The sequence below is a fragment of the Acidovorax sp. Leaf191 genome (assembly GCF_001424425.1).
Classification (GTDB): domain Bacteria; phylum Pseudomonadota; class Gammaproteobacteria; order Burkholderiales; family Burkholderiaceae_C; genus Acidovorax.
This window is the reverse complement of the sequence record NZ_LMPT01000006.1, coordinates 87,839-98,236: the sequence shown is the minus strand read 5'-3', so window position 1 is coordinate 98,236 and position 10,398 is coordinate 87,839. Positions and strand designations below refer to the sequence as shown.

At 65.6% G+C, this 10,398-nt stretch carries 6 protein-coding genes, 1 tRNA gene and 1 pseudogene; 4 read left to right on the top strand and 4 right to left on the bottom strand.

Annotated elements, in window-relative coordinates; translation table 11 throughout:
* Nucleotides 1-853 (top strand): annotated as a pseudogene (locus tag ASG27_RS26565) (methyl-accepting chemotaxis protein); the annotation flags it as partial.
* 939 nt (nucleotides 854-1,792) lie between these two features.
* Nucleotides 1,793-3,595: a methyl-accepting chemotaxis protein gene (locus ASG27_RS07155; protein ID WP_056414673.1), complete on the top strand. Its 1,803-nt coding sequence runs from the start codon at nucleotides 1,793-1,795 to the stop codon at nucleotides 3,593-3,595.
* Nucleotides 3,596-3,978: 383 nt separating this feature from the next.
* Here ASG27_RS07155 and ASG27_RS07150 read toward each other — a convergent pair.
* From ASG27_RS07150 to ASG27_RS07135, 4 genes are all read right to left on the bottom strand, one after another.
* Nucleotides 3,979-4,068 (bottom strand) — tRNA-Ser (locus ASG27_RS07150).
* A gap of 63 nt (nucleotides 4,069-4,131) precedes the next feature.
* Complete coding sequence (locus ASG27_RS07145; RefSeq protein ID WP_056414668.1) at nucleotides 4,132-5,352, bottom strand: GGDEF domain-containing protein; 1,221 nt, start codon at nucleotides 5,350-5,352, stop codon at nucleotides 4,132-4,134.
* 265 nt (nucleotides 5,353-5,617) lie between these two features.
* Nucleotides 5,618-6,547, bottom strand: a complete 930-nt coding sequence (locus tag ASG27_RS07140) for an SPFH domain-containing protein (RefSeq protein WP_056414665.1) — start codon at nucleotides 6,545-6,547, stop codon at nucleotides 5,618-5,620.
* Between the two features lie 75 nt (nucleotides 6,548-6,622).
* Complete coding sequence (locus tag ASG27_RS07135; protein WP_056414662.1) at nucleotides 6,623-7,048, bottom strand: NfeD family protein; 426 nt, start codon at nucleotides 7,046-7,048, stop codon at nucleotides 6,623-6,625.
* Nucleotides 7,049-7,194: 146 nt separating this feature from the next.
* Between ASG27_RS07135 and ASG27_RS07130 the strand changes: the two genes are divergently transcribed.
* Complete coding sequence (locus ASG27_RS07130; protein ID WP_056414659.1) at nucleotides 7,195-9,561, top strand: arginine/lysine/ornithine decarboxylase; 2,367 nt, start codon at nucleotides 7,195-7,197, stop codon at nucleotides 9,559-9,561.
* Nucleotides 9,562-9,803: 242 nt separating this feature from the next.
* Complete coding sequence (locus tag ASG27_RS07125; RefSeq protein WP_056414656.1) at nucleotides 9,804-10,364, top strand: fasciclin domain-containing protein; 561 nt, start codon at nucleotides 9,804-9,806, stop codon at nucleotides 10,362-10,364.
* Nucleotides 10,365-10,398: the final 34 nt, after the last annotated feature.

Genomic DNA, 10,398 nt, shown 5'->3' with positions numbered 1-10,398 from the left:
GCAAAGCCTGGTGAACACCGTGAGCACGGTGCGCGGCAGCGCAGAAGGCGTGGCGTCGGCCAGCTCGCAGATCGCCTCGGGCAACAACGACCTGTCGGCGCGCACCGAGCAGCAGGCGTCGGCACTGGAAGAAACCGCAGCGTCGATGGAAGAGCTGGGCTCCACCGTGCGCCAGAACGCAGACAACGCGCGCCAGGCCAACCAGCTGGCGATGAGTGCATCCACCGTGGCCGTGCAGGGCGGGGACGTGGTGGCCGAAGTGGTGGAGACCATGAAAGGCATCAACGACAGCAGCAAGAAGATCGCGGACATCATCAGCGTGATCGACGGCATCGCCTTCCAGACCAACATCCTGGCGCTGAACGCGGCGGTGGAAGCAGCCCGGGCCGGAGAGCAGGGCCGGGGCTTTGCGGTGGTGGCCGGTGAAGTGCGCAGCCTGGCCGGGCGCAGCGCCGAAGCCGCCAAGGAAATCAAGGCCCTGATCACCGCCAGCGTGGAGCGCGTGGAACAAGGCACGGCCCTGGTGGACAAGGCGGGGGCCACGATGACCGAAGTGGTCAGCTCCATCCGCCGGGTGACGGACATCATGGGAGAGATCAGCGCGGCCAGCAGCGAGCAAAGCGCGGGCGTGGGCCAGGTGGGCGAAGCCGTCACGCAGATGGACCAGGCCACGCAGCAGAACGCGGCGCTGGTGGAAGAGATGGCGGCCGCGGCGAGCGCTTTGAACGCGCAGGCGGGCGACCTGGTGAACGCGGTGGCGGTGTTCAAGCTGGAGGCGGGGGGGCAGCAGCGCAGCGCGGCCCCGCCATCGACATCGTCATCGACACCACCAGCGCGCCATTACACCGCTGCGNTGGCGGTGTTCAAGCTGGAGGCGGGGGGGCAGCAGCGCAGCGCGGCCCCGCCATCGACATCGTCATCGACACCACCAGCGCGCCATTACACCGCTGCGCCCGCCGCTGCGCGCAAGGCCCTGTCGACCCCGGCACCCCACCTGGCTGCACGCAGCGCCAGCACGTCAGCCAAGCCCGCAGGCGCCGCATCTGGGCGCAAGGCAGCTGCAGCCAGCCTGCCGGCGCCCCGGCAGGCCGTCAAACCAGCGGCCACACCTGCGGCAGCGCCGGCCAAGGCCGCTGCGTCTGCCAGGGCGCCCGCCCCGGCAGCGGGTGGAGACGATGACTGGGAAAGCTTCTGACGACACGCATCCCACGAGGTTAAGGTTAAAAAACGGCGCTACCGCTCGCTGGATAGGCGGTAGCAGCTATTCAATTGATAGCATCGCAAGGTGCCCACTCAGACGTCTGAGTGGGCACCTTGCGCCTGCGTGAAGCGGCCTGGCTTGCCGGGCCAGCATTTTGCCCGCCGCCCTGGCATGCCCAGCCAAGGCCCTCAGGCCCACGCCGCGCGTACGTTCCGCCCGCCATGGCTGGATGATTTATCGCGCGCAAATGTACGCAAACGTAACGGAACGCGCTATGCTCGAAGGGTAGTTCCGCCCCCATCTCTCTCGGCTGAGGCCGCGGCTGCGGTCCTTGGATGCGCTGGTCTGTTGCCGGGAGTTCTTTCATGGCTCATGGCGTTGGCTCTGCAAGTGCGCCCGGCTTTGCGGGCCGTGCTGCCGGCAGCCCTCCTGGCGCGCATCGTGCATGTCCTCTTGTGCCCCCTTCCACGTCGATGTTCCCCGGGTGTTCGCCACCGGGGCGCAGACCGGTGTGGTCGTGGCGCATGCCGTTGCCGCCCTTCCTTGTTTCTTTTTTTCTTTCTATTTGGTCATTACTCCAGGAGCACTGCCATGAGCCAGTTCAAGATATCCACGCGCCTAGCCGGCCTGCTCACGGCCCTGTGCCTGCTCGTTTTGCTGGTGGGCGCGGCGGGGTTGTTTGGCATGGGGCAATCGAATGCCGGACTCAAGTCCGTCTACGACGACCGGGTGGTGCCCCTCAAGCAGATCAAGGTGGTGGCAGACATGTATGCCGTCAACGTGGTCGATGCCGCGCACAAGGTGCGTGACGGGGCCATGACGCCCGCCCAGGGCCTGCAGTCGGTGGCCGATGCACGCAAGGCCATCGAGTCCAACTGGAAGGCCTACCTGGCAACCCAGCTCGTGCCCGAGGAAACGAAGCTCGTCGAGCGCTTCAAGCCCTTGCAGGTCAAAGCCGAGGCGGCGGCCGATGCGCTCAACGGGCATTTCAGGTCGGCCGACATGGCCGCGCTCACCGCGTTCGCCGCCAAGGAGATGTACCCCGCCATCGACCCGCTGCAGGACGTGCTGGGCCAGCTGATGCAGGTGCAGCTCGACCGCGCCAAGGCCGAGTACGACCGGGCCGACGCGAGTTTTCAGACCATCCGCGCGACGGCCCTTACCGCCGTGGTGCTGGGCATTGCGCTGGCGGTGCTGATGGGCGGGGCGATGATCCGGCAGATCTCGCGGTCGCTGGACAACGCGGTGCAGATCACGGATTCGGTCGCGCAGGGTGACCTCACGGTGCCGATCCATGCGCGTGGCAAGGACGAGATCGCGCAACTGCTGGGCGGCCTGACGGCCATGCGCGACAACCTGGCGCACGTGGTATCCGGCGTGCGCGGCAATGCGCAGGGCGTGGCCTCGGCCAGCGCAGAGATCGCCTCGGGCAACAACGACCTGTCCATCCGCACCGAACAGCAGGCCAGCGCGCTGCAGGAGACGGCAGCGTCGATGGAAGAGCTCAGCTCCACCGTCAAGCAGAACGCCGACAACGCGCGCCAGGCGAACCAGCTGGCCATGAGCGCATCGACCGTGGCAGGGCAGGGGGGCGAGGTCGTGGCCGAAGTGGTGGAGACCATGAAGGGCATCAACGACAGCAGCAAGAAGATCGCGGACATCATCAGCGTGATCGACGGTATCGCCTTCCAGACCAACATCCTGGCGCTGAACGCGGCGGTGGAAGCGGCCCGCGCCGGAGAGCAGGGCCGGGGCTTTGCGGTGGTGGCCGGTGAAGTGCGCAGCCTGGCTGGCCGCAGCGCCGAAGCCGCCAAGGAGATCAAGGCCCTGATCACCGCCAGCGTCGAGCGCGTGGAGCAAGGCTCCGTGCTGGTGGACAAAGCCGGCGTGACGATGACCGAGGTCGTGTCGTCCATCCGCCGCGTGACCGACATCATGGGCGAGATCAGCGCCGCCAGCAGCGAGCAGAGCACGGGCGTGTCGCAAGTCGGCGAGGCCGTCACGCAGATGGACCAGGTCACGCAGCAAAACGCCGCCCTGGTGGAAGAAATGGCCGCTGCAGCCAGCAGCCTGAACCACCAGGCGCAAGCCCTCGTCGGCGCCGTGGAGGTGTTCAAACTCTCGGCCGATCAGTCGCAGCCGCCCGCAGCCGCCCAGGCGGTGCGCACGGCCAGCTCCCCAGCCAAACTGGCTTCCGCGCCGTCGCCCAAGCGGGTACCCACCCCCGCCCACCGCCCAGGCTCCGGCAAGCCACCCGCTACTCAGGCTACTCAGGCAACCCAGCCAGCCAAGGCCCCCGGCGCCCGGCCACCGGCCATTGCGGTGAACAAGCCGAAGGCGCCAGCACCCCAGGCGGTGGCGGCGGGGGCCGAGGATGACTGGGAGAGCTTTTGAGCGGCCACTGTGAGCCGAAGATGCCAAGACTGGCGCAACTGCAAGGCTGCATCCCGAGAAATCGCCCTCCAGGCAAACGCAATGGTTGGAACGCAAACGGTGCGAGCACCCCATCGTGAGTTGGTGCAGCACGGCAGGCCCGGCGCGGGGTCCTGGGTGTGGTCGACTCTGGTGGATGGCACCGTGGGCACAGGTAGCGCCGGGCGCGTGGGCCCAGGTTGCGCGTTGACATGCGCATCGAGAAGCCTGGAATCGAAAAGCCGCCAGCAAAAAGCCACCCGAGGGTGGCTTTTGCGTTTCAAGCTGTACGTGAACTTGCCATGGTGGAGAGAGCCATCACCAAAGAAAAAACCCTAAGTGATTCAATCACTTAGGGTTGCATATGGCGGAGAGGGCGGGATTCGAACCCGCGGTGGGGATTAGCCCACACACGCTTTCCAGGCGTGCGACTTAAACCGCTCATCCACCTCTCCGAAGCCCACGATTGTAGCAGTGGTTTGGAGCGTTTTTGCCGTCGATCGATGGATCGGCGGTTTTTAGTGCGCAGCCCGGGCTGCGTGCAGGGCTGATTCCATGGCGGAGCCTGCCTGTGCGGCGGCGTCGCTGGCCTCGACGCGGTTGCGGCCGGCGTGTTTGCCGCGGTACAGCGCTGCATCGGCTTCCTGCAGGGCGCGGTCCAGCTCCTGGGGGGCTGCAAAGCCGGCCGAGATGCCGATGGTCACGGTGCAGCGGATGGGGCTGCCTGGGGCCGTGGCGGCTGCCACGTCGCTGTTCTCGATGGCGGTGCGTGCGCGGCTTGCCAGGCGCAGGGCGCCCTCTGCGTCGGTGTCCAGGCAGATGACGACGAATTCCTCTCCCCCCAGGCGGCAGGTGAGGTCGCCCTGCCGGGCGGTGTCGCGCAGCAGATCGGCCACGTGGCACAGCACGGTGTCGCCGACCTGGTGGCCGTGGCTGTCGTTGATGCGCTTGAAATGGTCGATGTCCACGATCAGCAGGTGCGCAGGGCCCGCCTTGCGGGAGCGGAAGTGCGCCTGCAACCCGTCGAGCAGGCCGCGGCGGTTGAGCAGCCGCGTCAGCGGGTCGTGGGCGGCGGTGGCCCGCAGTTCGTCGGTGAGCCTGCGCAGCACCAGCCAGATGATGGACGGTGCCAGCACGGTCGCCAGAAACGACATGTACAGGTAGAACACGGTCTGGAAACGGCTGTCCATGTCCAGGGCTTCCAGTCCGTTCTGGAGAATGAACACGAACTTCATCGCGTTCAGCGCGAAGATGCCGCCAATCAGGGCGGCGAACAGCACCATTTCCACGCGCAGGTCTTTGGCAAAGCTGCGGGCGCCCTGTATCACGGTGGCCGTCATCGCCGCAAAGAGCAGAGCAGATGCGCCCGCCAGCATGGCGTACCGCGCTGCCGTTCCGAGCGTCCATTGCGCCACCACCTGCGCGGCGGTGTAGGCCACCGCGAGGGTGAGCAGGGGGGGCCACAGAGGTGCGGCGCGGCCAAAGAACCGCATGGCACCCACCGCGTAGACGGCCGGTGCGCACAGGGTCAGCGTATGGTTGACCACGCTCATCGCGTTCCACCCTGGCGCGCCGCCCGCCAGCTGCAGCACGTACGCGCAGCCCAGCAGGAAGTTGCCGATGGCGAACACTTCCATCCCCATCTTCCTGCCATGCAGGCGGGTGCTGATCAGCAGGAACATGGCGCCAAAGCACAGCAGGTGCACGCACAGCATGCCGACGATGAGGGTGGCGCCCATGGGTTCTTGCACGTGAAGGTATCTGGGTGGGGGCGAAATGGCCGCTCATCCTAGCCGACGCCGTGGCCGCTTGACGCCTTGGCGCACCGTCGGCGCTGATCGCCCAGCGAAGGAATCGGGCCCGTGGCCGGCGGCAGGGCCCGTGTCCATGCCCAGAGTCAAAAAAAGAACCGGCTCCGGACGCGGGGCTGGTGCCCTGCAGCGTGTCCGGTGAGCCGGCAAGGTGGCGTGACCGGCGCCGATGGAGCCGGTCTGCCTGGCGGTGTCAGAGGCGCGGCGTGCTGGTGGTGGTTTGCACCATCTTCATCGCCGAGGCGATGAGCGCCGAGACTTCGGTCATGTTGCTGGGCACGATGAGGGTCGTGGTCGCGTCCGATGCCACCTGGCTGTAGGCCTCGACGGCTTTTTCGGCCACCTTGAGCTGCACGGCCTGCTCGCCGCCCGGCTGGCGGATGGCGGACGCGACGCGTTCGATGGCCTGTGCATTGGCTTCGGCCACGGCCTTGATGGATTCGGCCTCGCCCTGCGCCTTGTTGATGACGGCCTGCTTTTCGCCTTCGGAGCGGGCGATGAAGGCCTCACGCTCACCCGTGGCGATGTTGATCTGCTCCTGGCGGCGGCCTTCGGACGCTGCGATGAGCGCGCGCTTTTCGCGCTCGGCGGTGATCTGGGCCTGCATGGCGTGCAGGATTTCCTTAGGGGGCGTCAGGTCCTTGATCTCGTAGCGCAGCACCTTCACGCCCCAGTTCAGCGCGGCCTCGTCGATGGCCTGCACGATCTGTGCATTGATGATGTCGCGTTCCTCGAAGGTCTTGTCCAGTTCCAGCTTGCCGATCACGGACCGCAGGGAGGTCTGCGCCAGCTGGGTGACGGCCATGATGTAGTTGCTCGACCCGTAGCTCGCGCGCATGGGGTCGGTGACCTGGAAGTACAGGATACCGTCCACCTGCAGCTGCGTGTTGTCGCGCGTGATGCAGATCTGGCTGGGTACGTCGAGCGGGATTTCCTTCAGGCTGTGCTTGTAGGCGACCTTGTCGATGAAGGGCACCAGCAGGTTCAGGCCGGGCGCCAGCGTGCCCGCATATTTGCCCAGGCGCTCCTTGACCCAGGCGTTCTGCTGGGGCACGACCTTGACGGAGCGCGCGATGAAGATCACGGCGATGATGAGTATGACGACGGCAACGGCAAGTTCCATGGGACAGCCTTTCTGGATGGTGAATGAACAGGAGAGACGGAAAAACGGGCAGCCGCAATGCGGGCCGGGGCCGGCTTACAGCGGGTCCACCAGCAGGCGGTTGCCCACGAGCTCAGCGACGCGGTGCATGCCGGTCGACGGGGTGATGCCGGGGCGGTGGATGGCCGTCCACTGCGCGCCGCGGTATTTGACGGTGGTGGTGCCGTCGATGTTCCAGCTGTCGATGAGCACGGTCTCGCCCACGTCCATGTTCACGCTGCGGTCCGCACGTGCAGACGGGTCCCCGGGGCGCCGCTTCTTGAGCTGGTAGGACGCCACGACGGCGCCACCGCCCACGACCGCAGCCGCCACGATCTGCAATGCGAACGACAGCCCCAGGTGCGCGCCCAGGGCCGCTGCAGCCAGGCCGACGGCCACCATGAGCAGATAGAAAGTGCCGGTGAGCAGTTCTGCCACGACCAGTGCCCCTGCTGCCAGCCACCAGATGGTGGATTCCTCCATAGCGAACCTCCTCGTTGTGGTTGTGTTTGTTGCACCACATTCTGGGTCAAAAGCATGGCAGTTCAAAGGCGCGTCAACGTTATTCCTTACACTTCGCGCCTATTTCGTTTTTTGGCCGGCAGGGCACGGTTGCACGGAGGCTGCGCATGAAGTTTCGTTTTCCCATCATCATCATCGATGAGGACTATCGTTCCGAGAACACCTCGGGCCTGGGCATTCGCGCGCTGGCGCAGGCCATCGAGGCCGAGGGTTTCGAGGTCGTGGGGGTCACCAGCTACGGTGACCTGTCGCAGTTCGCGCAGCAGCAAAGCCGCGCCAGTGCGTTCATCCTGTCCATCGACGATGAGGAATTCACCGTCGGCGAGGGGCTGGACCCCATCGTGCTGAGCCTGCGCAACTTCATTGGCGAGGTGCGCCGCAAGAACACCGAAGTGCCGATCTACGTGCACGGCGAGACCAAGACCAGCCGCCACCTGCCCAACGACATCCTGCGCGAGCTGCACGGCTTCATCCACATGTTCGAGGACACCCCCGAATTCGTGGCGCGCCACATCATCCGCGAGGCCAAGAGCTACCTGGAGAGCGTGCAGCCGCCATTCTTCAAGGCGCTGCTCGACTACGCCGAAGACGGCTCGTACAGCTGGCACTGCCCCGGGCATTCGGGCGGCGTGGCCTTCCTGAAAAGCCCCGTGGGCCAGATGTACCACCAGTTCTATGGCGAGAACATGCTGCGCGCCGACGTGTGCAACGCGGTGGAAGAACTGGGCCAGCTGCTGGACCACAACGGCGCCATCGGCGAATCTGAGCGCAACGCCGCGCGCATCTTCAATGCCGACCACTGCTTCTTCGTGACCAACGGCACGTCCACATCCAACAAGATGGTGTGGCACCACACCGTGGCCCCGGGCGACGTGGTGGTGGTGGACCGCAACTGCCACAAGTCCATCCTGCACAGCATCATCATGACCGGCGCCATCCCCGTGTTCATGAAGCCCACGCGCAACCACTTCGGCATCATCGGGCCCATCCCGCAAAGCGAGTTCGAGCCGGCAGCCATCCAGGCCAAGATCAAGGCCAACCCGCTGCTCAAGGGCGTGGACGCCAAGAAGGTCAAGCCGCGCGTGCTCACGCTCACGCAGTCCACCTACGACGGCGTGCTGTACAACACCGAGACCATCAAGGGCATGCTCGACGGCTATGTGGACAACCTGCACTTCGACGAGGCCTGGCTGCCGCACGCGGCCTTCCACCCGTTCTACGGCACCTACCACGCCATGGGCAAGAAGCGCACGCGCCCCAAGCACTCGGTGACCTACGCCACGCAGTCCATCCACAAGCTCCTGGCCGGTATCAGCCAGGCCAGCCATGTGCTGGTGCAGGACTCGCAGACCACCAAGCTGGACCGCCACCTCTTCAACGAGGCCTACCTGATGCACACCAGCACCAGCCCGCAGTACAGCATCATCGCCAGCTGCGATGTGGCCGCTGCCATGATGGAGCCGCCCGGCGGCACCGCGCTGGTGGAAGAAAGCATCCTGGAGGCCCTGGACTTTCGCCGCGCCATGCGCCAGATCGAGCATGACTTCGGCAAGAACGACTGGTGGTTCAAGGTCTGGGGCCCGGACAAGCTGGTGGACGAGGGCATCGGCCGGGCCGAGGACTGGATCATCCGCAGCGATGCCAAGGGCAAGAAGGCCGGCACCAAGTGGCACGGCTTCGGTCAGCTGGCCGACGGCTTCAACATGCTGGACCCGATCAAGTCCACCATCGTCACGCCGGGCCTGAACCTGGACGGCAAGTTCGACAAGAAGGGCATCCCCGCGTCCATCGTCACCAAGTACCTGGCCGAGCACGGCGTGGTGGTGGAGAAGACCGGCCTGTACAGCTTCTTCGTGATGTTCACCATCGGCATCACCAAGGGCCGCTGGAACACGCTGCTCACGGCGCTGCAGCAGTTCAAGGACGACTACGAGAAGAACCAGCCCATGTGGCGCATCCTTCCGGAGTTCTGCCAGCAGCACAAGCGCTACGAGCGCATGGGCCTGCAGGACCTGTGCCAGCACGTGCACGAGATGTACGCCAAGTACGACATCGCGCGCCTGACCACCGAGATGTACCTGTCGGACCTGACGCCCGCCATGAAGCCGTCGGATGCGTACGCACACATCGCGCACCGCAAGACCGAGCGCGTGGAGATCGATGCACTCGAAGGCCGCATCACCGTCGGCCTGGTCACGCCGTACCCACCGGGCATTCCGCTGCTGATCCCCGGCGAAGTCTTCAACAAGAAGATCGTGGACTACCTCAAGTTCGCGCGTGAATTCGCCAAGCTGTGCCCCGGCTTCGAGACCGACATCCACGGCCTGGTCGAGGTGGAGGACGAGAACGGCCAGGTGCGCTACTACGCCGACTGCGTGGCCGACGAGAAGACCACCAAGAACCCCAAGCCGTTGGCCACGGCCAAGAACCTGGTGCAGGTGGGTGGCGACGGCCCCTACGGACGCACGATCTGACCTGGCGGTCCACCTGCTGCAAGGCTGAAACGCTGACACGCTGACCGGCCGCGCACCTGCCGGTGCACGGCCCGCTCACCCCACCATCGCCCCCCGGCCCACGCCGCGGGGCGATTTTTTTTTGTATCCGCGCTGTTGCAAATCTTTTTGAATCCGGCGGGCCAGGCCCGGCGTATTGACTGGTAGCCGCGTGCATTTCATGCGGTGTGAGACACCCCCTTTCATACTTTCAGGAGATCCCCATGCGCACTTCTTTCAATGCCCGTATCGCTGCCGGTCTGTTCGTTGCCTTGTCTGCCGGTGCAGTGCCTGCGTTCGCTGCCGATGTCATGGTGGGCGGCGCCCCCATGCTGGCCAGCAAGGACATCATCGACAACGCGGTGAACTCCAAGGACCACACCACGCTGGTCGCAGCCGTGAAGGCTGCCGGCCTGGTGGAGACGCTCAAGGGCCCAGGTCCCTTCACCGTGTTCGCACCCACCAACGCCGCTTTTGCCGCGCTGCCCGCCGGCACGGTAGACACCCTGCTCAAGCCAGAAAACAAGCCCACGCTCACCAAGGTGCTGACCTACCACGTGGTGGCTGGCAAGTGGGACGCCGCAGCGCTGTCCAAGATGATTGCCGACGGCAAGGGCATGGCCAGCATCAAGACCGTGGCGGGCGGCACGCTCACCGCCAAGGCCAGCGGCAAGGCCATCATGCTGACCGATGAAAAGGGTGGCACGGCCAATGTGACCATCGCCGACGTGTACCAGTCCAACGGCGTGATCCACGTGGTGGACAAGGTCCTGCTGCCCAACTGATCGCTGATCCTTTCGTGAGCCTCTGAGGACACGA